General features: G+C 67.4%; 23 protein-coding genes. 9 read left to right on the top strand and 14 right to left on the bottom strand.

Annotated elements, in window-relative coordinates; all coding sequences use genetic code 11:
• Nucleotides 1–74 precede the first annotated feature (74 nt).
• The 8 genes from AABQ55_RS26610 to AABQ55_RS26575 form a co-directional block, all read right to left on the bottom strand.
• Nucleotides 75–1,337, bottom strand: a complete 1,263-nt coding sequence (locus tag AABQ55_RS26610) for an ABC transporter substrate-binding protein (protein WP_443021186.1) — start codon at nucleotides 1,335–1,337, stop codon at nucleotides 75–77.
• A gap of 318 nt (nucleotides 1,338–1,655) precedes the next feature.
• Nucleotides 1,656–2,015, bottom strand: coding sequence for a hypothetical protein (locus AABQ55_RS26605; RefSeq protein ID WP_272807856.1), 360 nt, complete (start codon nucleotides 2,013–2,015; stop codon nucleotides 1,656–1,658).
• A 179-nt stretch (nucleotides 2,016–2,194) separates the two neighbouring features.
• Nucleotides 2,195–2,911, bottom strand: coding sequence for a DUF6065 family protein (locus tag AABQ55_RS26600; protein WP_272807857.1), 717 nt, complete (start codon nucleotides 2,909–2,911; stop codon nucleotides 2,195–2,197).
• A 103-nt stretch (nucleotides 2,912–3,014) separates the two neighbouring features.
• Complete coding sequence (locus tag AABQ55_RS26595; RefSeq protein WP_272807858.1) at nucleotides 3,015–3,323, bottom strand: DUF6958 family protein; 309 nt, start codon at nucleotides 3,321–3,323, stop codon at nucleotides 3,015–3,017.
• Entirely contained in the window at nucleotides 3,316–3,852 is a 537-nt protein-coding gene (locus AABQ55_RS26590) for a GFA family protein (protein WP_272807859.1), read from the bottom strand. The genes AABQ55_RS26595 and AABQ55_RS26590 overlap by 8 nt, the downstream gene beginning before the upstream one ends.
• Nucleotides 3,803–4,483 carry a TetR/AcrR family transcriptional regulator gene (locus tag AABQ55_RS26585; RefSeq protein ID WP_272807860.1) on the bottom strand — a complete coding sequence of 227 codons (681 nt, stop codon included), beginning with the start codon at nucleotides 4,481–4,483 and terminating at the stop codon, nucleotides 3,803–3,805. The genes AABQ55_RS26590 and AABQ55_RS26585 overlap by 50 nt, the downstream gene beginning before the upstream one ends.
• Before the next feature lie 461 nt (nucleotides 4,484–4,944).
• Nucleotides 4,945–5,685, bottom strand: a complete 741-nt coding sequence (locus tag AABQ55_RS26580; RefSeq protein WP_272807861.1) for an anti-sigma factor family protein — start codon at nucleotides 5,683–5,685, stop codon at nucleotides 4,945–4,947.
• Nucleotides 5,682–6,224: an RNA polymerase sigma factor gene (locus AABQ55_RS26575; RefSeq protein WP_272807862.1), complete on the bottom strand. Its 543-nt coding sequence runs from the start codon at nucleotides 6,222–6,224 to the stop codon at nucleotides 5,682–5,684. The genes AABQ55_RS26580 and AABQ55_RS26575 overlap by 4 nt, the downstream gene beginning before the upstream one ends.
• Nucleotides 6,225–6,605: 381 nt before the next feature.
• Here AABQ55_RS26575 and AABQ55_RS26570 point away from each other — a divergent pair, with 381 nt between their 5' ends.
• A complete protein-coding gene (locus tag AABQ55_RS26570; protein WP_432349331.1) occupies nucleotides 6,606–7,724 on the top strand; it encodes a S8 family serine peptidase in 1,119 nt (372 codons plus the stop codon).
• Between the two features lie 81 nt (nucleotides 7,725–7,805).
• Here AABQ55_RS26570 and nadE read toward each other — a convergent pair whose 3' ends face one another.
• The 6 genes from nadE to AABQ55_RS26540 form a co-directional block, all read right to left on the bottom strand.
• Nucleotides 7,806–8,795 carry an NAD(+) synthase gene (gene nadE / locus AABQ55_RS26565; RefSeq protein WP_272807864.1) on the bottom strand — a complete coding sequence of 330 codons (990 nt, stop codon included), beginning with the start codon at nucleotides 8,793–8,795 and terminating at the stop codon, nucleotides 7,806–7,808.
• On the bottom strand, nucleotides 8,792–10,318 hold the full coding sequence (locus tag AABQ55_RS26560) for a class I adenylate-forming enzyme family protein (RefSeq protein ID WP_272807865.1): 1,527 nt from the start codon (nucleotides 10,316–10,318) through the stop codon (nucleotides 8,792–8,794). Before AABQ55_RS26560 ends, nadE begins: the two co-directional genes overlap by 4 nt.
• Before the next feature lie 13 nt (nucleotides 10,319–10,331).
• Nucleotides 10,332–10,586 carry an acyl carrier protein gene (locus tag AABQ55_RS26555; RefSeq protein ID WP_272807866.1) on the bottom strand — a complete coding sequence of 85 codons (255 nt, stop codon included), beginning with the start codon at nucleotides 10,584–10,586 and terminating at the stop codon, nucleotides 10,332–10,334.
• Nucleotides 10,587–10,588: 2 nt separating this feature from the next.
• On the bottom strand, nucleotides 10,589–12,544 hold the full coding sequence (asnB, locus tag AABQ55_RS26550) for an asparagine synthase (glutamine-hydrolyzing) (RefSeq protein ID WP_272807867.1): 1,956 nt from the start codon (nucleotides 12,542–12,544) through the stop codon (nucleotides 10,589–10,591).
• Nucleotides 12,545–12,548: 4 nt separating this feature from the next.
• Nucleotides 12,549–13,658, bottom strand: coding sequence for a hypothetical protein (locus AABQ55_RS26545; RefSeq protein WP_272807868.1), 1,110 nt, complete (start codon nucleotides 13,656–13,658; stop codon nucleotides 12,549–12,551).
• Nucleotides 13,659–13,806: 148 nt separating this feature from the next.
• Nucleotides 13,807–14,589 (bottom strand): glutaredoxin family protein, encoded by a 783-nt coding sequence (locus AABQ55_RS26540; RefSeq protein ID WP_272807869.1) that lies wholly within the window; start codon nucleotides 14,587–14,589, stop codon nucleotides 13,807–13,809.
• A gap of 51 nt (nucleotides 14,590–14,640) precedes the next feature.
• On the opposite strand from AABQ55_RS26540, the gene AABQ55_RS26535 reads away from it, so the two are divergent.
• The 8 genes from AABQ55_RS26535 to AABQ55_RS26500 all read left to right on the top strand — a co-directional run bounded on the left by AABQ55_RS26535 (nucleotide 14,641) and on the right by AABQ55_RS26500 (nucleotide 24,022).
• Complete coding sequence (locus tag AABQ55_RS26535) at nucleotides 14,641–15,045, top strand: MerR family transcriptional regulator (protein WP_244766522.1); 405 nt, start codon at nucleotides 14,641–14,643, stop codon at nucleotides 15,043–15,045.
• A 233-nt stretch (nucleotides 15,046–15,278) separates the two neighbouring features.
• The gene (locus AABQ55_RS26530) at nucleotides 15,279–16,397 is read left to right on the top strand and encodes a sugar ABC transporter substrate-binding protein (protein ID WP_272807870.1); all 1,119 of its coding nucleotides are present in this window, start codon (nucleotides 15,279–15,281) and stop codon (nucleotides 16,395–16,397) included.
• Nucleotides 16,398–16,451: 54 nt separating this feature from the next.
• The gene (locus AABQ55_RS26525) at nucleotides 16,452–18,002 is read left to right on the top strand and encodes a sugar ABC transporter ATP-binding protein (protein ID WP_272807871.1); all 1,551 of its coding nucleotides are present in this window, start codon (nucleotides 16,452–16,454) and stop codon (nucleotides 18,000–18,002) included.
• A 3-nt stretch (nucleotides 18,003–18,005) separates the two neighbouring features.
• Nucleotides 18,006–18,977: an ABC transporter permease gene (locus AABQ55_RS26520; RefSeq protein ID WP_244766525.1), complete on the top strand. Its 972-nt coding sequence runs from the start codon at nucleotides 18,006–18,008 to the stop codon at nucleotides 18,975–18,977.
• Nucleotides 18,978–18,991: 14 nt separating this feature from the next.
• A complete protein-coding gene (locus AABQ55_RS26515; RefSeq protein WP_272807872.1) occupies nucleotides 18,992–20,527 on the top strand; it encodes an FGGY-family carbohydrate kinase in 1,536 nt (511 codons plus the stop codon).
• Nucleotides 20,524–21,300 (top strand): DeoR/GlpR family DNA-binding transcription regulator, encoded by a 777-nt coding sequence (locus tag AABQ55_RS26510; RefSeq protein WP_272807873.1) that lies wholly within the window; start codon nucleotides 20,524–20,526, stop codon nucleotides 21,298–21,300. The genes AABQ55_RS26515 and AABQ55_RS26510 overlap by 4 nt, the downstream gene beginning before the upstream one ends.
• 38 nt (nucleotides 21,301–21,338) lie before the next feature.
• Nucleotides 21,339–23,027 (top strand): glycerol-3-phosphate dehydrogenase/oxidase, encoded by a 1,689-nt coding sequence (locus tag AABQ55_RS26505; protein WP_272808148.1) that lies wholly within the window; start codon nucleotides 21,339–21,341, stop codon nucleotides 23,025–23,027.
• Nucleotides 23,024–24,022: a hypothetical protein gene (locus tag AABQ55_RS26500; RefSeq protein ID WP_272807874.1), complete on the top strand. Its 999-nt coding sequence runs from the start codon at nucleotides 23,024–23,026 to the stop codon at nucleotides 24,020–24,022. The genes AABQ55_RS26505 and AABQ55_RS26500 overlap by 4 nt, the downstream gene beginning before the upstream one ends.
• Nucleotides 24,023–24,054: the final 32 nt, after the last annotated feature.

Genomic DNA, 24,054 nt, shown 5'->3' with positions numbered 1-24,054 from the left:
GATCTCGCTTCCGGAACCGCATAAAACAGAAAGACGGCGCCTTCCCGGCTTTCCCCGGAAAGGCGTCCGGACCGTTACCAGCCGCGCTTCTTCAGCCGTTCCAGATCGCTGCTCACCTTGGCGAGCGCGTCGGCGGCGGTTTCCTTGCCGCTCAGCACGTTGTGCACGCCGTTGAAGATGCGCTGCGAGACGCGGTTGTAGGAGGCGCCCGTGACCTGCGACGGCCGCGAGGCGCTTTCCGCATAGGCCTTCTCGGCAAAACGCAGCGAGGGATTCTTCTCGATGATCTCCGCGTCCTGGTAGAGCGCCTTCAGCGTCGGGCTGTAGCCCTGCAAGGCGCGGCGTTTCTGCTCGCTGGCGCTGGTGAGGTACTGCACGAGGCTGACGGCGGCATCGACATCGTCGGCATATTTCGACACGCCGAGAAGGCCGGCGCCGTAGCAGCCGCTCGATTTCTCGCCTTCCGCCCCGACCGGCAGCGCCATCACGCCGACCTTGCCGAGCAGCGAGGAGCCCTCCGCCTGGCTGGTTCCCCAGACATAACCCCAGTTGCGGTGGAAGATGGAGTTGCCGGCCTCGAAGACGCCGCGCGAGCCTTCCTCGTCATAGTTGAGCACGCCTTCCGGGCTGATGCCGCCGATCCAGGTGCGGGCGAGTTCCAGCGCCTCGACGGCCTTCGGATTGTTCGCGGTGATCTCGCCGTCCGGCGAGATGAAGGTGCCGCCGCCATAGGAGGCGACCCATTCGAGCGCATCGCAGGTCAGCCCCTCATAGGCGCGGCCCTGCCAGACATAGCCCCACATGTCCTTGTTGCCGGCGGCGCGTTCCTGTTCCTGGATGGACTTTGCCGTCTCGGTCAGTTCCGCCCAGGTCTTCGGTTCGGCCTTGCCGTATTTTTCAAGCAGGTCCTTGCGGTAGAACATCAGGCCGGCATCGACGAACCAGGGCATGGCGAGCAGCTTGCCCTCGATGGTGCTGTCGGCGAGCGCCGCCTCGAAATGCGCCGAAAGCTCCTCCGCCGGGACCTTCTCCTTGAGGTCGACGAGGTGGGCGGCGAGCGCGCCGACCCAGATGTTGTCGAGCGTCAGCACGTCGATGTCGCCCGACTTGCCGGCGAGAAGCTGCTGGTAGAGCGGCAGGGCCTCGCCCCAGTTCGCCGGCATCTTGTTGATCTTGACCGTATTGCCGGTCTCCTTCGCCCAGGCCTCGGAGGCCGACTGGCAAAGCTCGAGCTCGGCGCCGGCCGAGCTGCAGAAGATCGACACTTCCGCCGCTGTTGCAGAGCCACCCCACAGGACGGCGCCGACCAGCGCCGTCGTTCTCAGAAATCCATCCAGCTGCACCGTGTTTCCTCCCACACTGCGTTGAGCACGGAAAATTACTATACCGTCTGGTCGGTAAAGTAAAGCGGGCGAAAAGTCCTTTGGACGGCGATGGTGAATAACGGAGCGAGTGCCGCGGCGAGGGCTCTTGCGGCCCCGTGGAGCTGGCTGCGCAGGCGCGTGGCGATCCCTTTCCACCATGCCGGCGATCTGCCCGGCGGGTACGCTTCAGGGGTGGAAAAGTCCCCCACGCCGGCCGGCCGGCGTGGGGTGCGGGAAGGGGGATTGCGGAAGCACAGGCTCCGCCCTCCCTTCGGTCCTTCAGGCTGGTGCTCAATCGTCGTCGGAAGACGAGTTCGACGAGGAGTTGGAGGAGGAGTTCGACGACGAGTTCGAACTCGAATTGCTGGAAGAGTTCGACGAGCTGTTCGAGTTGGAATTGCTCGACGAGTTGGAGCTCGAATTCGAGTTGGAATTCCGCGAGGAATTCGACGAGCTGTTGGAGTTGCGGTTGGAATTCCAGCTGCCCCGGCGGTCATCGTCCCGGTCGCGGCTGGAGCGGACATGGCTCGCCTTGCTGCTGCGCACCATCTTCTGCAGGAAGCGGTGGACCGGGTCGTCGGCGACGGCCGGCGCCGGCGCGGCGGCACCGGCCACGAGCAGGGCACCGAGGATTGCGATGAGTTTCTTCATGGCATGTCTCCTTTGAATGACAGCCTTGCCGGCTGCACAGGAGGAACGGTGGGCCAGGACATCTATTCCATGAAAAATGAGTTATTTTTCAATGCTATAGCGCACCATTCAAACCCATGCGGCTTCGCCGCCGCTGCGCGCGGCAGCGGCGGTGGGAAGAGCGGTCGCCCCCTTCGGTCCTATCGCTGGGCGCGCGCGAACTTGCGATACCAGCCGTCGGCGGCGAGCGTCTTGCGCAGGATCGTCTTGCGGACGACCCCTTCCGCCTCGCGTTCGGCGCGGATGTCGGCGTCGAGGTCTGACGTCTCGCGGCGGAAGGGGATGACCTGCACGAGGGGCGTGCCGCGCTCCAGCACATGCAGGCCGTTCTCGCCGGTGGCGAAGAACGGAAAGTGGATTTCCGACTGGTAGGTGTCGGTATCGACGACGCCCGAAACGACCTCGAAGACGCCGTTCGGCCGGTTGAGCGGCGGCACGAAGAGGCAGCTCCAGCCGGGCGGCGTGCGGATGGTCCAGTAGTTGTGGAACTTGCAGGGCGGCAGGGGCTCGCGCGGATTGCCGGCGACCTGGTGGCTGGCATGGTTGCTGACCAGCGTGCGATCGAAATCCCAGCCGCAATCCACGGTCCTCCCGCCGTCGGAGATCTCCATGCGCACGGTGCCGGCAAGCCCGATGACCCAGCCTGCCGCCATGGCGTCGAGGAAGGGCATGCAGCGTTTTACCGTCAGGCCGCTGTTGTTCGGCGAGACATGGGCGGCATCGACGGGCGGCAGCTTGCGGAACCAGTCGGGCAGGGCCGTCTTGGCGCGCACGGGGGCGGGGATGACGCCCTCGTCCTCCTTGCGGCAGAGGAAGGTCAACCGGGGCTGCGGCTTCTTCAGAAGGGCGAGTGGCATCGCTGTTCTCCTCATCGTTCGATGGGGGAGGAACGGCGCCGGGCGCGGTCTATTCCCGGCATCTCGAAAAATGTAGGGACATGCCGTCGCCCGGCCGCGGCCTTCAGTCGGCGGTGGCGGGAGCGATCCGGTAGAGATGGACCGGCTTGCGCGGTGCGCGCCGGATGAGGCCCTTCGCCTCGAGGTCGAGCTGCACGGCCTTCATCCACCAGCCCGCCTTCTGCCGTTCCGGAAAGTCCGTTTCCGAGAGGAAGGGCAGGAGGGCCGCCTGGGCCTCGGCCACGGTCATGCCGGGCGCGGTGTGCGGCAGGGCGGCGAGCAGCGCCTTGCGCATCGCCGTGTATTTCGTGCGGTCCACCCGCTCCGTGCGGCCGGGAATGTTGACGTTCTCGATTTCGATCTTCTCAGGCATCGATGGTTCCTCCCACGGTGATTTTCGGATTGCGGAAGCCCATGGCGATCCATGCCGCCAGAAGCCTGGCATAGAAGGCGACGGTATGGGTCTTGAGGTTCGGCATGTCGGCCGGCAGGCCGGAGGGGTCGGCAAGGTCGCCGGTCATCGTGCGGAACGCCGCCTTCGGCCGTATCTCCTCCGGCCACAGATGCAGGTAGAGGCTCAGCCAGTGCGCGCCCTTCATCTCCAGGAAAACCGGCGTGTTGCAGCAGGCCGCGATCACCCGGCGCGAGCCGGCGGTGGAGGAGAGGCGGAATTCCCGGAGGTTTTCAGCGCCGGAGAGGATCTCCACCCGGTCCTTGCGGTACTCCGCCGTGGGCGTCGCTTGATAGGCGGTCAGGGTGTTTCTCGCGCCGGGAAGGGCGGCGAGCCTGCCGGCGGCGGCCCGGCAACTGTTGCACAGGCATTCGGAAACGAGGATCGGGCTTCCCCGCAGTTCAAGGCGCGTCTGTCCGCAGGCGCAGCCGATCCGGGTCGTTCTCATCATGTGCGTCATCCTCCATGGCGTTGAACAGGTGTCGTATGTATCGCTCCAGGTGATCGAGGCTTTCGCGCGCGAGCACAGGGTCGTTGCCGGCCTTGGCGAGGACGAAACCGCCCTGCAGGACAGCCTGCATGTGCCGCGCCAGGCTCTCGGCGGACCAGTCCGCCGTGATGCCGCGTTCCCGCCGCGCCGTCTCGATATCGGCCTCCAGCGTCGCCGTATGGCCGAAGATGCTGCGGCCGCAGGCATCGCGAATGTCGGGCGCGCTCGCATGGATTTCCTGCGCCATCGTTCCGACGAGGCAGGTGAAATCCTTCAGCGCGCCCGTGATGATCGCCTTGCGGAAGGCGACATAGGCAAGGATCCGGGCCAACGCGTCGTCCGGTGCATGATAGGGCGCGGCGGCGAAGTAGGCCGTCGTCGTCTCCGCCCAGAACTCGGCCACCGCCACGCCAAGCGCCTCCTTGCTGGCGAAGTGATGGAAGAAGGCGCCCTTGGTGACATCGGCGGCCTTGCAGAGATCCTCGACGCTGGTTGCGGCAAAACCCTTCTCACGGATGATGTCGCGCGCCGCCTCCAGGAGCCGGGTTCGTGCGTTGCCGCGTTCGGGTGCGTGTTTGGTTGGTCGGGGCATGTCGTTAACATACCATACGGTCGGTATGTGTCAATAGTAGATTGATATCAACCCATGTGATGTTCCGCACGCCCTTTTCGAATGGCGCGCAATCACATGGGAAGCCGCCCTCTGCCTGCGGGCGTCTCCTCCGCCAGCGGTCCGGCTATCAATCAGTCTTTTGACGTCAAGGATGCCCCGCAGGCTGAGCCCTCCTCATGGGAGCAGGCCATCGAGATAGGAAATCGTTGCCCCATCTTCCTTCTCCCCCGCGGGGAGAAGGGGCCGGCAGGCGGATGAGGGGGAGGTCGGAAGCGCGGACGATCCGGCGGAGCCACCCCCTCATCCGACCCTCCGGGCCACCTTCTCCCCGCGGGGGAGAAGGGAGAACGGCAACGTCGAATTCTCTTGCCATAGGGGACGGGAAGGGCGATGGCCTTCTGCACACCGGGCCCGAAAGGGACGTCAGCAGGTCCCTCGTTTCAGGGGGAAAGCGCCTTGCGCTCCTCCTCGGCGGACAGCGGCGCGCCGGCCTGGATGGAGGCGAGGTAGGCGTCGACGGTCTCCTGCGCGGAGGCGGGCACATAGCCTTCGGCCAGCGGCGTCGTCAGCGCGAGCCGCGTCGTCCAGGCGCCGTCCTGGCGGCAGGCGACGGTCTGCGTGCTGCTTGCCGGCTGCGTCAGCCGGTATTCCCGGCAGAGCTCGCCCCGCTCGTCGCGGAAGGTGGCGACGACATGCAGCACGGCGGTGCCGAGCGTCACATCCCGGCCGGACGCCTCGCGGTCGAGGGCGGCGGCGATTTCTGCGCCGGCATCGGTGACGGATGGCCCCATGCGTCCGAGCGTGAAGCCGACGACGCCGGTGACCAATGCCACGAGGCTTGCCGCGATCGGCATGAGCCAGCGCCGTGCCGCCGCCCGGCCGGCCTCCGGCTGCGGCCTTGCGGGGAAGGAGACGACATTGTCCTGCGGCGGCGCCGTCTTCTCCCCGGCCTCCTGCACCATGCGGCGCACCGAGGCGGCGAGCGCTTCGGGCACCGGTTCGCCGATCAGCGGCTTGAGGGCATCGCCGACCAGCCGGCGGCTGTCGAGGAAGACGGCGAGCCGTTCGGCGAGGGCCTCGTCGTCGGCGAGCGCTTCTTCCAGCGCGAGGCTCCGCGCCTCGTCCAGTTCGCCGTCGGCGAAGGCCATCAATGTTTCGTCGTCGAATGCCTGTTTGCTCATAGAACGCCGCCTTTCGTATCGGACGAACGCCCTTCGCCGAAACTTATTCCCGTGAGCTCCATCAAATTTTTCCGGGCGCGGGCAAGGCGGCTCATCACCGTGCCGATCGGAATGGCCAGCACGTCGGCGGCATCGCGGTAGCTCATGTCCTCGACGCAGACCAGGACCAGCACTTCACGCTGCTCTGTCGGCAGCCTCTGCAGGGCGGCGGTCACCCCGGCGAGATCCATCCGCGCATGAGCGGCCGCCTCGCCCGACGGCACGGAGACGTCGCGGGCCTCATCGATGTCGTCGTGCGGGCCGGCGGTCTTCTGGCGGCGCAGGTGGTCGATCCACAGGTTGCGCAGGATGCGGAACATCCAGGCGTCGAAGCGGCTGTCGGGCGCGAAGCTGTCAGCCGCGAGGATCGCCCGCTCGCAGGCCGCCTGCACCAGGTCGTCGGCCAGCTCCCGCGACCGGCAGAGCGAGATCGCGAAGCGTCTGAGGTTCGGCAGGAAGGCCACAAGCCGTTCCGGTACCGTCGGCATGGTGTTCGTCATGGGATTTCTTTGGCATGCCATGGAATAAGCTGTCGAGTCGAACGTATGCCAGGAAGGACAATCAACGGAAGGCCGCACCCGACGGACGGCCGCCGCCACGGGAGACGGACCATGCCGAGCCGCCTTGCAGACAGAACCAAGCGCCTTTCCCTCCTCCTTTCCCTCGCCATGGCGGGGCTCGTCGCGCTGCCCGCGCCGCAGGGTGGTTTGTCGCCCGGCATGGCCGTGGCCCTCGCCGATGACGACGACGGAGGCGATGACGATGACGACGACGACCGCGGCGGCAGTCGCGGGCGGGGCGGAGACGATCGCCGTGCAGACCCGCAGCGCATCCTGCGCCCGCTGTTCCGCCAGTCGACCCGCGCGGTGCGCCGTGCGCCCGTGCGCCGCGCGGTCGCGGTGCCGGAGCAGGCGCCGAACGAGATCGTCGCCGCTGGCCTTGACGAAAACGCCCTTGCCGGCCTGACGCAGGACGGCTTCGTCATCGACGGCCGCGTCGAGGTCGCGCTCGTCGGCGGCGAAATGGTCCGCCTCATCGTGCCGCAGGGCCTGACGCTCGAGGCGGCACGCGCGGCCGTTTCGGCCCGCAGCGCCTCGGCGACGGTGGATTTCAACCATTTCTACCAGCCGCAGGCCGCGGACAAGGCCGTCTGCAGGGGCGAAAGCTGCACCCTGGTGCGCCATATGGTCGGCTGGCCGACCGGGGGCGACGGCAGCGGCATGGCCTGCCTGAAGCCGCAGCGCATCGGCCTCATCGATACGGCGATCAACGCCGACCATGCGGTTCTGGCGCGGGCGCGGCTGGAGGTGCTGAGCCTCGGCGACGAGAAGGACGCGGCATCGGGCGAGCAGCACGGCACGGCGGTCGCCGCCCTTCTGGTCGGCGCGCCCGGCAGCCGCGTGCCGGGCCTCCTGCCGGAGGCAGAGGTCGTCGCCGTCGATGCCTTCCAGCGTTTCCGCAAGACCGCCGACATCGCCAATGTCTACGACCTCGTCCGCGCACTCGACCTCTTGGTTCGGCGCGATATCCGGGTCGTCAACCTGAGCCTCACGGGCCCGGCCAACGCGGTGCTGGAGCGGGCCGTGGCGGCCGCCGCCGGGCGGGGAACGATCCTGGTCGCGGCTGCCGGCAATGACGGACCGAATGCCGAGCCGGTCTATCCCGCCGCCTATGACGACGTGATCGCCGTGACGGCGGTCGACAAGGCCCGCAATCCCTATCGCCGTGCGGTGCGGGGCGATCACATCGACATCGCCGCGCCCGGTGTCGGCGTGTGGACGGCGGCGTCGATTTCCGGTGCGCGGCAGAAGACCGGCACCTCGTTCGCCGCCCCCTTCGTCACGGCCGCCGTGTCCGTGCTCCTCTCCGCCAGGCCCGACCTTTCGCCGGATGCGCTCAAGGCGGAGCTGATGAGATCCGCCGAGGACATCGGCAAGCCCGGCAAGGATGCGGTCTACGGCTGGGGGCTGCTCAACGCCCGTGCGCTTTGCGGGACCTAGGGCAGGCCCGGTGAAATCCCGGAATTGCTCTTGATCCTTGTTTCTACTGCGTTATCCGGTGCCGTTTCGGCTGGGAATGCGCTACTTCGCTCCGTCGAAGACGAGCGGCGGGCAATGCAGGTAGCGGGCGACCTTGCGCTTGGCGGCGATATCGGCCCAGACCAGCTCGACGTCGCTTGCCTCGAGGCCCGTCGCCGCGGCGATCTCCACCGGCGGCACGGCGTTCTCCAGCCCGTAGAGGCAGATGTCCATCTTGTCGTAGGGCAGGGCGAAGTAGAATTCCTCCTGCGTCTGCGGCAGGGAATAGGTGTCGGTGGTGGGCGGGCGCGAGAGGATGTCGGCCGGCACGCCGAGATGGGCGGCAAGCTGGAAGACCTGCGACTTGTAGAGATGGGCGATCGGCTTGATGTCGGCGGCGCCGTCGCCGTTCTTGACGAAGAAGCCCTGGTCGTATTCCAGCCGGTTCGGCGTGCCGAGCACGGCGAAGTTCAGCCGGTCGGCATGGTAGTATTCGAGCTGCTTGCGGGTGCGCTGCTTCATGTTGGTCGCCGCGACGATGCCGAGATAGGCTCCGGCCGAAAGCCGCACCTTGCGCATCGCGCCGTCCGGCGAACGCACGACGAGCGAGGAAATGTTGTAGCCGCCCGTCGTCATCGGGTTGTCGAAGACGATCTTGGAGGCCCAGCCGGCCTCGTATTCCGGCACGGCCTCGCGGATGAAGGCGTCGCGGCGCTCGTAGCAGCCCATGGCGGCAAGCGACGGGCCGATATCCTCCACGATGCCCTCTATGCCGAAGGTCTCGGCGACGCTGCGCCCGAGGCGCAGGCTTTCCGGGTCGGAGTCGTTTTCCGGCATGAAGAGGGCGAAGACGTTCTTCGCGCCGAGTGCCTTGACGGCGAGCGCCGCGCAGAGGCTGGAATCGATGCCGCCGGAAAGGCCGAGCACCAGGCCGCGCTTGCGCAGGTCGAGGCGCAGCCGGTCGCGCATCCAGCCGGTGATGCGCTCCACCTCCGCGGCGGGATCGAGCACGAGCGGGGCGAAGGAGGGCGTGTGGGGCTTCGGCGTGGTCATGCGGGCGATCCTGTATCTTGGCCGGACGTGCCGGCGGGGTCGGCGGCAAGCCGGCGGCTTGCCTTGCCGGAATCGGTCCTGGGGAGAAAATCCCGGAATTCGACCTGCCTGGGGACCATATGGTCCTCCAGATGGCGGGCGCAGAAACGCAGCACGTCCCGTTCGGTAAGGGCCGGGTCCGAGGCGACGATCACGGCCTTGACGGCCTGTCCGAGCACTTCATGGGGAACGCCGGCGACGAGCGCTTCCGCCACGCCCGGCATGCGGCAGAGCACGTCCTCCACGGCCTTGGGCGCGACCTTCTCGCCGCGCGACTTGATGATGTCGTCCATGCGGGAGACGAAGGTGAGATAGCCGTCCGCATCCGCGGTGAAGAGATCGCCGGTATGGAGGCGCAGGCCCCCCGTGTGCGGATCGGGCCGCAGCGCGCGGCGCGTCGCGGCCTCGTTCTGCCAGTAGCCGCGCATGACATGCGGCCCGCTGATCACCAATTCGCCGGTCATGCCGGGCACCACCGGCTCGCCCGCCTCGTCGACGACCTCGGCCCGCCCGCCCGGTATGCTTATGCCGACCGAACCGCGCCGGGCGTCCACCTCGCCCGGCGGCAGCCAGCTGGCGCGGGTGCATTCGGTCTGGCCGTACATGGAATAGAGCTTTACCTGCGGCAGGAAGGCGCGCAGCCAGTCGAGATGGGGAAGCGGCAGGGGCGCGGCGGCGCTGGTGATGTAGCGCAGGCTCGCAAAGAGCGAGGCGTCGAGGTCGCGCGCCTGCATCATCATGGCCGCCATGGCCGGCACGAGCGGAAAGCCGGTGACACGCTCGTCGCGGATCTTCTCGAAGATCGCCTGCGGAAAGGCGAAGGACTTTTCGATGACCAGCGTCGCACCGCAGCGCATGGCGGTGACGAGCTGGTTGAGCCCGTAGCCGAAGGACATGGGCAGCACGACGAGGATCGTGTCGGCTTCGGTGTTTTCGAGATAGCCGGTGATCGCGCGGGCGGCGGCGTCCACGTTCTCATGGGCGAGCATCACGCCCTTCGGTTCGCCCGTCGAGCCCGACGTGTAGATCAGCGCGGCAAGGTCGGTATCGGGCAGGGGCCCGGCTTTGAGCGGTGCTGCATCGAGCGCGGCCTCGAAGCTGCCGCCTGTCACGATGCGTGGTGTGGTGGCGAGCTCGATCATCTCATCGAGCAGCCGTTCGAGGCGGCTCTCCACGAAGACCAGCCCAGGGGTGCAGTCGCGCACGATCTGCGCGAGCCGCGCGCTCCTGGTCGCCGGGTTGACGGGGCAGATGACGGCGCCGGCGATCCAGGCGGCGAAGACGGCGACGGCGGCCTGCCAGCCATTGTCGAGGAAGACGAGAACGCGGTCGCCGCGCCTGACGCCGCGCATGCGCAGCGTGGTTGCCATGCGGGCGGCGAGGTCGTGGAAGCGCGCGTAGCTCAGCCGCACCTCGCCCGAGACGATCGCCGTCCGGGCGCCGTCGCGGGCTGTGCTGTCCTCAAGATATCGCTCGATCCGCATGGCCGGCCCGCTGTCAGGCCGCCTGCTTGCGGGTGATGAAGCCGGCGATGCGTTCGATCGTGTCGAGATTGGCCGGCACGATGTCCGCGTCAGCGACCTGGACGTCGAAGCGTTCTTCAAGAAAGCCGACGAGTTCGAGGATGCCGGTGGAATCGACGAGGTCGTTGTCGATCAGTGACAGGTCGGCGGGCAGCGGGTGGCTGTTGTCGCCGAACAGGAAGTTTTCCACGATGAAGGTACGAATGGCGGCTTTGGTCTCGTCGGACATGGTCAGCTTATCCCGATGCTGGATGCAGGTTCTGTGGATCGTGCGGCGCCGGTGCCGCGCAGGAGCTGGGTCGACAGGATGCCGATGAAGGCCGCGTTGTCGCGGAAGCCGGAGACCTGCCCCCTGATGACCTTCTCCTTCAGCTTGCTGACGGCCTGGACGTTGAACAGTCCGCTCCCGGCGAGCCGGTCCGGCGACAGCACCGTGTCGAAATAGGCGGGTGTCTGCGGGGCGGCGAAGCTCTCGCTGTCCGGCGCGCGGTAGGGCTGCTTCGGGCGCTCGATGATGGCCGCCGGCACGAGGCCGCGGGCGGCTTCCTTGAGGATATGCTTCTCTCTAAGGCCGAGCAGCTTGGCATCCGGCGCAAGGCCGGCGGCGAAGGAGACGACCCGGTGGTCGAGGAACGGGAAGCGCCCCTCCACGGCATTGGCCATCATCACCCGGTCGCCCTGGCTGGAGAGGATGTAGCCCGGCAGCAGGAAGGCGGTTTCAAGATATTGCGCCTGGTGCAGCGGATGCCAGCGGCGGAAATCGGCCGGCAATTGCGCTGCAAGGTCCTCGGCGGCGTCGTAGTCGCCGAGCGCCTCCTTGAGGCCGGCGGAGAAGAACAGTTTTGCCGCCGCCGTGGAGCGGAAGCGCGGGCGGTGGGAATAGAGCGGATCGTCAAGGGCTTCCGAGCCGAAGGCGAAGAAGCGCGCGAGATATTCCGGCGTCTGCTGCTTGAGGCCGGGAAGATAGGGATAGAGCCGCTGGAAGAGGCGGGAACGGTGGACGGAGCCCGGCTGCCGGCCGCAGAAGCGCCGGACGCGCGCCTCGCGGAAAAGGTCGTAGCCGGCAAAGATCTCGTCTGCGCCCTCGCCGGTCAGCACCACCTTCATGCCGCGCGCGCGCACCCTTCCGGCGAGCAGGTGCAGCGGCACGGGCGCGGTGCGCAGGATCGGCCGCTCGATATGGCCCATCACCGCGGGCAGATGGCGGGCGATCGCCTCCGTCGTGCATTCGACGCTGTCGGCCTGCGCATCGAGCGTTGCTGCCATCTGCCGCTGCCAGGCGCTTTCGTCATGCTCCTCGCTGCGGAAGGTCAGGGAGAAGGTCCGCAGGCCGCGCGTCACGGTGCGTGCGGCAAGCGCGGCGACGACCGAGGAATCGATGCCGCCGGAGAGATAGGCGCCGACGGGCACGTCCGCGCGCAGGCGAAGACGGGTCGCATCGGCGAGCAGGGCGCGCAGTTCCTCGACCCGGCTCTCGAACCGGCCGGCCGGCTCGGCGTCGCCCCGGTCGGGGAAGGAGAGCTGCCACCAGGGACGGACCGTCCGGCGACCGTCCTCGACGGTCATCACGTGGCCCGGCGGCAGTTCGAAGATGTTGCGGTAGGCGGTGCGCGGCGGGATCGGGCACCAGAGCGTGAAGATCTGGTCGAGCGAGACGGGGTCGATCTCGGCCACCATGCCGGGCAGGGCCAGCAGCGCGCCGATCTCGGAGGCGAAGAACAGGGCGCCCTCGTGCTGGGTGTAGAACAGCGGGCGCACACCCATCCGGTCGCGGGCAAGCACCAGCCGGCGGTTCCTGGCATCGTGCAGGGCAAAGGCGAAGTCGCCGTTGAAATCCTCCAGGCAGGCGGCGCCCTTTTCCGCGAAGGCCGCAAGCAGCACCTCGGTGTCCGATGTGGTGCGGAACCTGTGGCCGCGGGCCGCCAGGTCGTCGCGCAGCTCCACATAGTTGAAGATTTCGCCGTTGAAGGTGAGAGCGAGCGCCCCGTCCGCCGTCGCCATCGGCTGGGCGCCGTCGGCAAGGCCGACGATGGAGAGGCGGGTATGGGCAAGGCCCGCATCGCCGCGCACCAGGATGCCTTCGCCGTCCGGTCCGCGATGGCGGAGCGCGTCGACCATGCGGCGCAGATGGTCCGCCGCCCGTTCCGGTGCGATGTTTCCCCCGCAATATCCGGCGATCCCGCACATGGCCTTATCCGAACCGATCGCCGATGAGGCGGGTCCAGCCTTCGCCGGCAAGACCGTTGAGGAATGCCCGGCCGCTGGTCAGCGCCTCCAGCAGCGCGGGATTGCGCGAGTGCACGATGGTCGAGGACGTATGCAGGAAGGCGCACTTCTTGCCGATCATCGCCTGCAGCAGGGCGGGTTGCGTGCGCCCGCGAATGCCGACGAGACCGCGGGCATGGGCGTTGCGTATCAGGCAGTCGATGACGATGGCCTCCTGGCCGGGCTCGGCCATGATCTGCACCGTGCGGCCGATGCCGCCGGGATCGCCGTAGTAGAGGTAGAGGCCGATCGCCTTGCCGGACCGCGTCTTGACGGCATGCTGGATGCGCTCGCCGTGCAGCGCCTTGCGGGTGGCGTGCCCGAGCATGGTCTCCAGCATCGGTGTCTCCCATGCGGGGCGCAGCGGGAAATGGCGTACGAACTGGCGGCACAGATGGGCAAATTCGGTATCGCTCACCGCGTCGACGACGAAGGCGTCGGCCTTGCCGGCAAGCGGCGCGTAGTGCGACCAGCTCTGCTTCCCACCGCGTCGGCAGAGAAGCGCGTCGATGGGCCGGGTCATGGGGCTGAGCAGCCTCAAGGCGGACAGGCGCCCGGCGGCGGCTTCCAGCGCGAAGGCGGAGGGTCTTATCACACGCAGCCATTCGAGGCTGTAGGGGCCGAGGACGGTGGCGCGCGTCGTGCGCCACATGTCCGTCGAAACATCGTTCGAGGTCTCGGTGAAGGACAGGTCCTGCGGGCCGGAGAGCACGTCGCGCAGCAGGCGCGCACCGGCGAAGGGGTCGCCATCGCGGTCGTCACAGGCGAAGGTGCCGCAATTGGCGGCCTTCAGGCGCCGCCCCTCGAATTCCATCTCCACCGGCAGCACGCCGAGGAAGCCCGAAACGCTGCCATCCGCGCGGACATGCACGCGCGAGCGCAAATCCGGTTCGGCGGCGGGAAAATCGATGAAGAGGGTGCGGAGATAGGTTTTCAGGTCGTCGCTTGGCGGCTGGGCGCTCTTTCGCAGAAGGCGCTGGAACAGGTCCGCGACCGCATCCACATCCCCCGCTTCAAATGAACGCACGCTCGACATCGACACCCATCCGGCCCCTGTCCCATTCCGGGCCTCGTCCCCGCTTTGCTTACGCGAGGAGCGTGAAGAAAAGGTCAAGAAGGCCTTGCGGCGCGACGGCGTGGGGCGAGGAGGGGCCGCGAGACGAAGCGGACCCTCCATGGCGTGGCTACATGGCGTGTCCGCCGGCATAGCCGAGGCTGACCGCCGCCATCCAGACGGCCATGGCGATCATCATCAGGTTCTCCGTCAGCGAGATGAAGCCGAGGGGGACGTTGCTGGAGCCGCCGACGCAGGCGCATTTCAGCGCGCGCTTCTCGATATAGACCGCCTTGAAGACCGAGACGGCGCCGACCGTGCCGATGAAGAGGGCGACCGGGATCGACAGCCCGTTGAGCGCGCCCGCCACCATGAGGATGCCGGCAAGGCCCTCGGCATAGGGATAGATGTAGCTGTAGGGCACCCAGCGCTTGGCGAGCAGGTCGTAGTTGAGGAACATGGTCGCGAAGCTCTCGACATTCTGCAGCTTCAGCATGGCGAGCGCGACCATCGAGAAGGCGATGAACCATTCCGCCGCCCTGACGGTGAAGGGCGTGCCGCTGACGGCATGGCTTGCGGCCATCGCCATCAGCGCCGTGAGCGCGAAGAGCACGACGACCGGGCGGTAGGTGGTCGCCTTCGGGGCCGCGACGGGCTCGCCGAGATAACGCCTCAGGTCGTCGTAGCCGCCGACGCGCACGCCGTCGATGAAGACCTGCGGGGTGGTGGGAACGTCGTGTTTCGCCTTGAAGGCGTCGGTCTCCGCGCGGCTCGTCAGGTGACGGTCGTCGACCGCGTAGCCCGAGCGGCGGAGCAGGTCCTTCGCCTTCAGCCCGTAGGGGCAGATGTGGCCCGGCATCACCATGCGGTAGAGGATGGCCGTGCGGCCGGCCTGATTGTTTCTGTCCAACATCTCACGTCTCCTGTCTTGTGAAATCGTTGGCGGGACTATAAGTTCCGTACCATGGTACGGAGTCAAGCGCCCGACGACCTGACGATCGGAAAACTCGCGGCGGCGGGCAATGTCGGCGTGGAGACCGTGCGCTTCTACCAGCGCAGGGGATTGCTCGCGACGCCAAGGCGCCTCGACGGCATCCGCCGATACGGGCCGGCCGACGTCAGCCGCCTGCGGTTCATCCGCCAGGCGCAGGCCGCCGGCTTCACGCTGGAGGAGATCCGCCAGCTTCTCGCGCTCGATTCCGGCGAGGACCGGGCGGCGGTGCGTCTTCTGGCGACGAAGCGGCTGGCCGAGCTCGAGGCCCGGATGGCGGAGCTGCAGGAGGCGCGCCTGTCGCTGCAAAGGCTCGTTTCGGAATGCGCGGTCGGCAAGACCGGCCCCTGTCCCATCCTGAAATCCTTCAAGGCCTGAACAGCCGGCCGCACGGCCCATCGGCTCGATCGCGGCCTTCCGCCGTCCGCTCGGCGGTATTTCCCTATTGTTTTTCCTCGATTTTCTCTTGCCGGCGGCGGCTTCAGCGGGGCACGCACTCCTTTGCCCGAAAATGGGCGCCTGGAAAATTTGTAACATCTATTGACGATATTATAACGTATGTATACGTTACAAACAGCGCTGGACGAAGCGGCGCATTCGGAGGAGAATCCATGAAAACCAGGACTTTGCTGACGGGCCTGTCAGCGATGACGCTTGCCCTTTCCCTGTCGACGGCTGCCGTGGCGAAGGACAGCTACCGTGTCGCCGTGATCCGCTGGGAGCCCAACGACATCTATTTCAACGGCGTACAGCTCGGTCAGGAGATCGAGAAGAAGCGCATCGAGGAAAAGGACGGCGTGAAGATCGAATTCACGGTGTTCGGCGCCAATGACGTGAGCGCGCAGCGCAATGCGCTCGACGCGCAGATCGCCCGCGGCGTCGATGGCGTGCTCCTGGTTCCCTGGCGCGGCGAGGCGATGATCAAGGTCGTCGAGGACCTGGCCGCCAAGAACGTCCCGGTCGTCGTGACGAACGCCTTCGTGCCGAAGTCCAAGTCGACCTTCGTCGCCTTCGACAACGAGACGGCCGGCCGCAAGGGCGGCGAGGCGATCGTGAACTGGCTCGACAAGAACCGGGGCGAGGACTGGCGCAAGCAGGACGGCGTGATCATCGAGCTGCGCTGCATCATCACCGCGTCCTTCGATATCGGCCGCAGCGCCGGCTATCACGCGGCCTTCGATCCGATCGTCAAGGACAACCCGAACATCAAGGTCGAATCCCACGAGGCGGGCTGCGACGGCTCCAAGGCCCGCAAGGTCGTCGACGACATGATCTCGCGCTACGGCAAGGACAAGATCCTCGCGGTCGCCAGCATCGATGGCACGATGGGCATCGGCGGCGCCATCCCGGCCTTCGGGGCGCAGGGCATGCTGAAGAAGTCGGACGACCCGGCGCATATCCCGGTCGCGACGATCGACGGCACCCAGCCGGAACTCGCCGCCGTGGAGAAGGGCGATCTCACCCACGTCTCCGTGCAGCCGGCGACGGGCGAGGGCATCGTCTCCATGCGCCTGCTCTACGACATGATGAAGAGCGGCAAGCTCCTCGACAAGTCGGCTTCCGCCAGTACCTTCCCCATCGAGGGCGAGGAGCTCTGGGCGCCGGTCGAGATCGTGCCGTCCGACGCCTTCGACGGCGACTGGTACAAGATCCAGGCCTATTCCGTGCCGGAGGACGTGCCGGCGGCCGACGCCCGCAACTGGGCGAACCAGATGAAGGCCGCCAACTGATCGACGGGCGGCGGCATATCCGCCGCCGCCTTCTTTCCCGCCGTGAGCAAGACCATGATCCAATCCGCCGCCCTTCCGGCGACCGAGGCGCCGTCCTATCGCCTTGCCGGGCTGACCAAGACCTTCCCGGGCCTTACCGCCGTCGCGGATGTCGATCTTTCCGTGCGCCGCGGGGAGATCCACGGCATCATCGGCCGCAACGGCGCCGGCAAGTCGGTGCTGATGAGCCTGATTTCCGGCGCGCAGCAGGCGACGTCGGGCACAATCGAAATCGGCGGCGAGAGCGTCGCCATTGCCGACTACGATCCCGTGCGCGCCCACGGGCTCGGCGTCTCGCTGGTGCCGCAGGAGCCGAAATTCGCGCCGCGCCTGTCCGTCGTCGACAATATGTTCATGGGCCAGCCGCTGACCCGCAGCTTCGGCTTCCTCCGCCGTGCCGACATGCGGCGCAAGGCCGTCGAGGTCGCCGGGGCGGTCGGGCTCATCGTCGACCCGGACGCGCTGATGCTGACGCTGCCCATCGAAAGCCAGCAATTGCTCGCCTTCGGCAAGGCGCAGTTCATCGACGAGGCGAAGGTCATCCTGCTCGACGAGATCACCGCGTCGCTGTCGCGCGAGCGCAAGACCATGCTGCTGTCGCTGCTGCGCGATCTCGTGCGTCGCCATCCCGACCGGTCCTACACGCTGATCTCGCACCACGTTTCCGAGATCATGGAATTCTGCGATCGCGTCACCGTCATGCGCGATGCCCGCGCCGTCGCCACGCTCGATGTCGCCGCGACCACCGGCGCGGAGCTTGCCAACTGGATCGTCGGCGACATTCCCGTGATGAGCCTCGACGGCCTGTCGCGCGCCGTGCCGGAAGGACAATCCCGCCCGATCGCCCGCATTTCCGGCCTCACCCGCCGCGGCGTCTTCGAGGACCTCACGCTGTCGCTCGGCACGGGCGATGTCATCGGTTTTGCCGGGCTCGACGGTTCCGGCAAGGACGAGGCGGCCGAAGCCCTGTTCGGCCTCGGCAAGCTCGACGCCGGCACCTTCGAGATGGAGGGCAAGGTCCTGCATCTCGCATCGCCCGGCGAGGCGATGAAGCACCGCATCGCGCTTCTGCCGAAACACCGTGAGCGCCAGGCCGTCATCCAGGGCCGCTCGATTGCCGAGAACACGCTGATCTCCAGCTATCGCCGGTTCTCCACGGCGCTCGGCCTGATCGACAGCCGCCGCGCCCGCCAGGTGACCGCCGACAAGATCGTGGAGTTCAAGGTCAAGGCCAAGGGGCCGGAGATCGGCATGAGCGGCCTTTCCGGCGGCAACAAGCAGAAGGTGCTGATCGCGCGCCTGACGCTGAACGCGCCGCGCCTTCTCATCCTCAACGAGCCGACGCGCGGCGTCGACCTTGCGACGAAACCCGAAATCCTCAAGGCGATCCGCACCGACCTGTCGCGCGACAGCGCGGTGATCGTGCTGACGGAGAGCGAGGAGGAGATGATCACGGTCTGTGACCGCATCTATGTCTTCTTCCGCGGCCGCATCATCGCCGTCCTCAAACGCGGCGAGGAGAATTTCACCGTCTCCGCGCTCTACAAGACCATCCAAGGAGTTTGAACGATGTCCAGCACAGTCCGGCTGTTCTCTCGTCTGATGGAGCGCCACCTCATCTGGGTGCTGCTCGCCGTTCTCGTCGCCGTCGGGCTCACCGTTCCGGGCTTCGCCTCGCTGCAGAACATCACCAACGTGCTCTGGGCCGCCGCTCCCCTCGGCTGCATGGTGCTCGGCCTCTTCCTCGTCCTGCTCATCAAGGAGGTCGATCTCTCTCTGGAATCGAGCTTCGCCTTCGCCCCGGCCGTCGCCATCGTGGCGATGACGGTCTGGGCGCCGGATGTGGTCCATCCCGTGCTTGCCGTCATCCTGACGCCCGTCGTCGGCCTGCTGGTCGGCCTTGCGGCGGGCGCCTTCGCGGTGAACCTGCGTGTCAATGCCTTCCTCGTGACGCTCGCGACGCTGCTTGTCATGCGCGGCGCCGTCGTCTTCCTCATTCCCGAGGGCGTCTATTACCTGCCGGCCGAATACACCTATCTCGGCGAGGCCCGCTGGTTCGGCATTCCCGTGGCGATCTTCGTCTGGCTCGTGCTCTACGGCGTCGCCTATATCTTCATGGAGCGCCATCGCATCGGCAAGGAGATCTACGCCATCGGCAACAACGAGGAAGCCGCCTTCCTCGCCGGCGTGAAGGTGCACCGCACCAAGATCCTCTGCTTCGGCATTGCCGGTCTTGCCGCCGCGATCGGCGGTCTCCTGGAAGTCGGTCGCCTGCAATCGGTCGTCGCCGATCTCGGCGAGGGGGATATCCTCATGGTCTTCGCCGGCACCATTCTCGGCGGCACCAGCCTCAATGGCGGGATCGGGCGGCTTTCCGGCGTGTTCGGCGCGGTCATCGTCATCGCCATCATCGAGAACCTGATGAACCTCACCGGCATCGAGCCCTCGATCCGCCAGATGGTCTTCGGTTGCGTGCTGCTCGTCGCGATCTATCTTGCCAGCCTGCAGGACCGTTTCGCCCTGCGTGCAAGCCGGAACTGACGGGAGAGAGAACCATGGCGCTGCTTCTGGGCATCGATAACGGCCTGACGGTCACCAAGGCGGTGATTTTCGAGCAGGACGGCACGCCGATCGCCGTCGCGCGGCGGCGGGTGCCGCAGTCCTTCCCCGAGCCGCGCCATGTCGAGCGCGACATGGCGGGCCTGTGGACCGCAACCGCCGAGGCGATCCGCGAGGCGATCGAAAGGAGCGGCCGGCCGGCGGCTGACATCAAGGCCGTCGCGGCGACCGCCCATGGCGACGGCCTCTACCTGCTCGACCGCGACAAGCGTCCGCTCGGTGCCGGCATCCTCTCGCTCGACAGCCGCGCCGGCGCGATCGTCGACGCATGGGAGAAGGACGGCGTGGCGCAGCGCGCGCTGGACCTGACCGGCCAGACCGCCCACGCCTCCGCGCCCTCGGCCCTGCTCGCCCATATCCGGCAGCACGAGCCGGAGCGCTACGGCGCCATCGGCCATGTCTTCACCTGCAAGGACTGGCTGCGCTTCTGCCTGACCGGCGTCGTCGGCACGGATCTGACCGAGGCGAGCACGAGCTTCACCAATGTGCGCACGCAGGCCTTCGACAAGGCGGCGCTGGAGGTCTTCGGCCTCGGCGACCTCTGGCCGGCCCTTCCGCCCGTCGCCCGACCGGACGAGATCATCGGCACGGTGACGCGCGACGCGGCGGCAGCGACCGGCCTCGTCGAGGGTACGCCCGTTGCCGCGGGCCTGCACGACGTGACGGCCTCGGCCCTCGGCATCGGCGGCCACGCGCCGGGCCTGCTTGCCGTCGTCGCCGGCACCTATTCGATCAACGAACTGGTCACCGAGGAGCCGATGGCCGATCCGCGCTGGTTCTGCCGCAACGGCATCCGCAAGGGCTGGTGGAACGCCATGGCGATCTCTCCGGCCTCCACCGCGAACTATGACTGGTTCCTCGACAATTTCTGCCGTGACCTGGCGGAGAAGGCCGAAAGCGAGGCGAGCGACATTCACGCGCTGCTGCGGCCGGAACTCGACCGCGCGCTGGAAAAGCCCTCGGACATCGTCTTCCATCCCTTCCTCTTCGGCTCGCCCTTCGGCAGCGGCGCGAGCGCCGGCTTCTTCGGCGTGCACGGCTGGCACGAGCGGGGCGACCTCCTGAAGGCCGTGCTGGAAGGCATCGTCTTCAACCACAAGCTCCATATCGACGACCTCCTGTCGCGCGTGCCGGTGGAGCGCATGCGCATCAGCGGCGGCGGCGCGCGCAGCCCGGTTCTGGCGCAGATGTTCGCCGATGCGACGGGGCTCGCCGTCGATGTCTCCTCCGCCGACGAGGCTGCTGCCTGGGGGGCGGCGCTCGTCGCCGGCGCCGCGGTCGGGCTCTATGCGAGCCCGGAAGCCGGCGCGGCGACGACGACCCGCATCCTGCGTTCCTACCGGCCGGATACGGCGCGCAGCGCCCGGCTTGCCGAGCGCTACAATCTCTATAGACAGCTTGCGGACGGGATGGCGCCGCACTGGCGGGCCATCGAGGATCTCGCAAGACGGTCAAGGGGAGTGGACGGATGAAGGCGGACGCACGGCGCGAGGAGATCGCCGACTACATCACGCGGGCCGGCCAGGCGCGCATCGAGGATCTCGTCGAGCATTTCGGCGTGTCACGCATGACCATCCATCGGCATATCGACGCGCTCGCCCAGCAGGGCGTGCTGCGCAAGCTGCACGGCATGGTCACCGTCCAGCCCTCCGGCCTCTACGAGAGCACGTTCCGCTACCGCGAGACGGTCGGCAAGGCGGAGAAGGAGGCGCTCGCCCGCGCCGCCATGGCCTATGTCGAGGCCGGGCAGGCGGTGATGCTGGATGATTCCTCGACGGCCTGCGCGCTCGCGGACCTCCTGCCGGAAGCCCGTCCGCTCACGGTCATCACCAACAGCTACATCTCGGCCGGCAAGCTGATCGAGGCCGAGGAGGTGGAGCTGATCAGCCTCGGCGGCAAGTACCACCGCAACTACAACGCCTATATCGGCATCACCTGCGAGAAGGCGGTGGCAAGCCTTCGGGCGACCGTCCTCTTCTGTTCCGCCTCCGCAATCGACGGCGTGACGGCCTTCATCCAGGACGCGCAGGTCACCAAGGTCAAGCAGGCGATGATGGCCTCGTCGAGCCGCAAGATCCTGCTCGTCGATTCCTCGAAATTCGGCAAGGTCGCCCTCAACGTCCTGAGCGACCTCACCGCCTTCGACGTCGTTCTGACGACGGACCGGGTCGGCGAAGCGGACAGGGCACGCCTGAAGGAAGCCGGCGTCAATCTCGAAATCGTGAAAATGGGCAAGAGTACATGAATGCGAACGCGGCAGGCGCCGCCGCCTTTCCCGGCGGCATGGGCGAACGAATGGCGGCGATGGAGGCGCGCGGCACGCTCGACGTGCTCATCGTCGGGGCGGGCGTCAACGGTGCGGGCCTTTTCCGCGACCTCACGGCCCAGGGGCTGGACTGCCTGCTGATCGAGAAGAACGATTACGCAGCCGGCACCAGCGCCGCGCCTTCCCGCCTCATCCATGGCGGGCTGAAATATCTCGAGACGGGCGAATTCCGTCTCGTCGCGCAGTCGACGCTGGAGCGCAACCTGCTGCTCGCCAACGCGCCGCATTACGTCAAGCCGCTGCCGACGCTGATCCCGATCTTCTCCTGGACGAAGGGCATCGGCGCGGCGCTGCGCACGCTGTTCGGCTCGAAGAGCGCCCCGCGCAGCCGCGGCGCGCTGCTCGTCAAGATCGGCCTGATGCTCTACGATTTCTACGGTGCGCGCCACCGCGTCATGCCGCGGCATTCGACGGCGAGCCGGGCCGCCTCGCTGCGCGACCTGCCGGCGCTGACGCCCGACATCGTGGCGACGGGCACCTATTACGACGCCACCGTCACCCATCCCGAGCGCCTGATCCTCGAACTCGTGCGCGACGGCCTTGCCGACAGCCCGCGATCCGCCGCCCTCAACCATGTCCGGCTGGAACGCGCTGATGGTGGTGCTCTGACGGTGAGAAGCCTTGCCGGCGAGGCGGCTGCGGCCGTGCGGCCGAAGATCGTCGTCAATGCGGCCGGCCCCTGGATCGACGAGGTGAATGCCATTCTCGGCGCGCCCTCGCGCATGATCGGCGGCACCAAGGGCTCGCATATCCTGCTCGACCATCCGGACCTGCTGAAGGAATTGAAGGGCCGGATGATCTATTTCGAGGCGGATGACGGGCGCATCTGCCTTGTCTTCGAATATCTCGGCCGCGCCCTTGCCGGCTCCACCGATATCAAGGCGGCCAATCCCGACACGGTGCGTTGCGAGCCAGACGAGGTGGAATACCTCCTCGAAAGCCTGCGCAGGCTCCTGCCGAAGCTTCGCTTCTCCCGCGAACAGATCGTCTATGTCTATAGCGGCATCCGCCCGTTGCCGGCCTCCGATGCGAAGGACCCGGGCCTCATCACCCGCGACCATGCGACGCCGGTCCTCGAACCCGTCGCCGGCCGGCCCTATCCGGTCTATTCGCTCGTCGGCGGCAAGTGGACGACCTTCCGCGGCTATGCGGAAGAGGTGGCGGACATGCTGCTGAAGCGCCTGTCCGCGACCCGCAAGGTGTCCACGCGCGACCTCGCCATCGGCGGCGGGCGCGATTACCCGAAGACCGAGGCGGCAAGGCAGGCGTGGATTGCCGATCTTGCGCGGGAAACCGGGCTTGCGGAAAAGCGTATCGGCGAGCTCTTCGCCCACTACGGCACGGCGGCGCGGGTCGTTGCGGCGCATGTCGCGGCGTTTCCGGCCGACGCGCCGCTTCCCGACGCTGCGGACTACAGCACCGGCGAGATGGACTACGTGCTGCGGCACGAGCAGGTCGGTTCCCTCGCGGACCTTGCCTTCCGCCGCACGACGCTGGCCGTGACCGGCCGCCTGACGGCCCGGCTGGTCGAGGCGCTCGCCCTCCAGGCGGGCGAGACGCTCGGCTGGGATGCGGCCCGCCGCGCCGCTGAAATCGCCGCCGTCCGCGAGCGGCTGAAGACCTTCCATGGAGTCGACCTGACATGATCCCCAAGAGCTACGACGAGAAGATGGCGCGCATCCGTGCCGGCGCCTACCGATCGGGTGACTTCATCTTCGTCGACGCCAAGGATGCCGACATTTCCGGCGGCATCCTGACGACGGGTTTTCGCCGCGGCGCCGACGGGTCGGCCGCCGGCAGCCGCACGCGCCGGGAATTCCTGGCCGAGATGGAAACCCTCGTGGCGGAAAGGGCCGTCGACGTCATGCTGGGATCGGCAGGCAACATCGAGCGGCTGGTCGAGGGCGGCATCTTCGCGGAAAGCACCGTGACGCCGGCCTTCCGCGCCAACGAGACGACCGACGTCTGGCTCAACATCCGCGGCGGCCGCTACCGCGAGACACCGGCCCAGCCCTATCGCGGCGCCGATCTTCTGCGCGCGCGGGCCGACCTCTGCCTGTTCTCGATGACCTTCAACAACGACGCCGCCTCGGACGTCGCCATGCTGGAGGCCTACCGCGCCTTCCGCATCGAGGCGCGCGCTGCCGGAAAGCGTCATTTCCTCGAAGTGTTCAACCCGAATGCCGCGACCGGCTTCGGGGTCGCGGGGACCGGCGCCTTCGTCAACGACTGCATCGTGCGGGCGCTGGCGAGCCTCACGCGCGCCGAGCGGCCGGAATTCCTGAAGATCGTCTATAACGGCCGCCGTGCGCTGGAGGAACTGGTCGCCCATGACGACACGGTCGTCGTCGGCGTGATGGGCGGGGCGAGCGGCACGCATCGCGATGCGATGGAAATGGTCGCCCGCGCCGAGGCGAGCGGCGCCCGCCTTGCCATCTTCGGCCGCAAGATCAACCTTGCCGAACACCAGCTGTCGCTGACGACATGGATGCGCGCCGTCGCGGACCGAAACGTGACGCCGGCGGAAGCCGTGCGCGGCTATCACGGCGACCTGCAGCGGCTCGGCCTGAAGCCGGACCGCGCGCTCGATCTCGACAACACGATCACCGATGCGGCCCTGAGAGAAGACGGCACCCCGTAGCCGCCGGGCAGAATCGATCGAAATGCATTTCG

The sequence above is a fragment of the Shinella sp. WSD5-1 genome, from assembly GCF_963942435.1.
Taxonomy (GTDB): Bacteria; Pseudomonadota; Alphaproteobacteria; order Rhizobiales; family Rhizobiaceae; genus Shinella; species Shinella yambaruensis.
This window is presented reverse-complemented; position numbering and strand designations above follow the sequence as displayed.

Coding starts and splice junctions, on each gene's coding strand:
- AABQ55_RS26575 (WP_272807862.1), bottom strand. CDS start 6,224: ATGACGAACACCATGCCGACGGTACCGGAACGGCTTGTGGCCTTCCTG.
- AABQ55_RS26540 (WP_272807869.1), bottom strand. CDS start 14,589: ATGTTGGACAGAAACAATCAGGCCGGCCGCACGGCCATCCTCTACCGC.
- AABQ55_RS26515 (WP_272807872.1), top strand. CDS start 18,992: ATGGCGCTGCTTCTGGGCATCGATAACGGCCTGACGGTCACCAAGGCG.
- AABQ55_RS26605 (WP_272807856.1), bottom strand. CDS start 2,015: ATGAAGAAACTCATCGCAATCCTCGGTGCCCTGCTCGTGGCCGGTGCC.
- AABQ55_RS26560 (WP_272807865.1), bottom strand. CDS start 10,318: ATGCGGATCGAGCGATATCTTGAGGACAGCACAGCCCGCGACGGCGCC.
- AABQ55_RS26555 (WP_272807866.1), bottom strand. CDS start 10,586: ATGTCCGACGAGACCAAAGCCGCCATTCGTACCTTCATCGTGGAAAAC.
- AABQ55_RS26530 (WP_272807870.1), top strand. CDS start 15,279: ATGAAAACCAGGACTTTGCTGACGGGCCTGTCAGCGATGACGCTTGCC.
- AABQ55_RS26505 (WP_272808148.1), top strand. CDS start 21,339: ATGGGCGAACGAATGGCGGCGATGGAGGCGCGCGGCACGCTCGACGTG.
- AABQ55_RS26585 (WP_272807860.1), bottom strand. CDS start 4,483: ATGCCCCGACCAACCAAACACGCACCCGAACGCGGCAACGCACGAACC.
- AABQ55_RS26520 (WP_244766525.1), top strand. CDS start 18,006: ATGTCCAGCACAGTCCGGCTGTTCTCTCGTCTGATGGAGCGCCACCTC.
- AABQ55_RS26510 (WP_272807873.1), top strand. CDS start 20,524: ATGAAGGCGGACGCACGGCGCGAGGAGATCGCCGACTACATCACGCGG.
- AABQ55_RS26545 (WP_272807868.1), bottom strand. CDS start 13,658: ATGTCGAGCGTGCGTTCATTTGAAGCGGGGGATGTGGATGCGGTCGCG.
- asnB (WP_272807867.1), bottom strand. CDS start 12,544: ATGTGCGGGATCGCCGGATATTGCGGGGGAAACATCGCACCGGAACGG.
- AABQ55_RS26590 (WP_272807859.1), bottom strand. CDS start 3,852: ATGATGAGAACGACCCGGATCGGCTGCGCCTGCGGACAGACGCGCCTT.
- nadE (WP_272807864.1), bottom strand. CDS start 8,795: ATGACCACGCCGAAGCCCCACACGCCCTCCTTCGCCCCGCTCGTGCTC.
- AABQ55_RS26600 (WP_272807857.1), bottom strand. CDS start 2,911: ATGCCACTCGCCCTTCTGAAGAAGCCGCAGCCCCGGTTGACCTTCCTC.
- AABQ55_RS26500 (WP_272807874.1), top strand. CDS start 23,024: ATGATCCCCAAGAGCTACGACGAGAAGATGGCGCGCATCCGTGCCGGC.
- AABQ55_RS26535 (WP_244766522.1), top strand. CDS start 14,641: ATGGTACGGAGTCAAGCGCCCGACGACCTGACGATCGGAAAACTCGCG.
- AABQ55_RS26525 (WP_272807871.1), top strand. CDS start 16,452: ATGATCCAATCCGCCGCCCTTCCGGCGACCGAGGCGCCGTCCTATCGC.
- AABQ55_RS26580 (WP_272807861.1), bottom strand. CDS start 5,685: ATGAGCAAACAGGCATTCGACGACGAAACATTGATGGCCTTCGCCGAC.
- AABQ55_RS26595 (WP_272807858.1), bottom strand. CDS start 3,323: ATGCCTGAGAAGATCGAAATCGAGAACGTCAACATTCCCGGCCGCACG.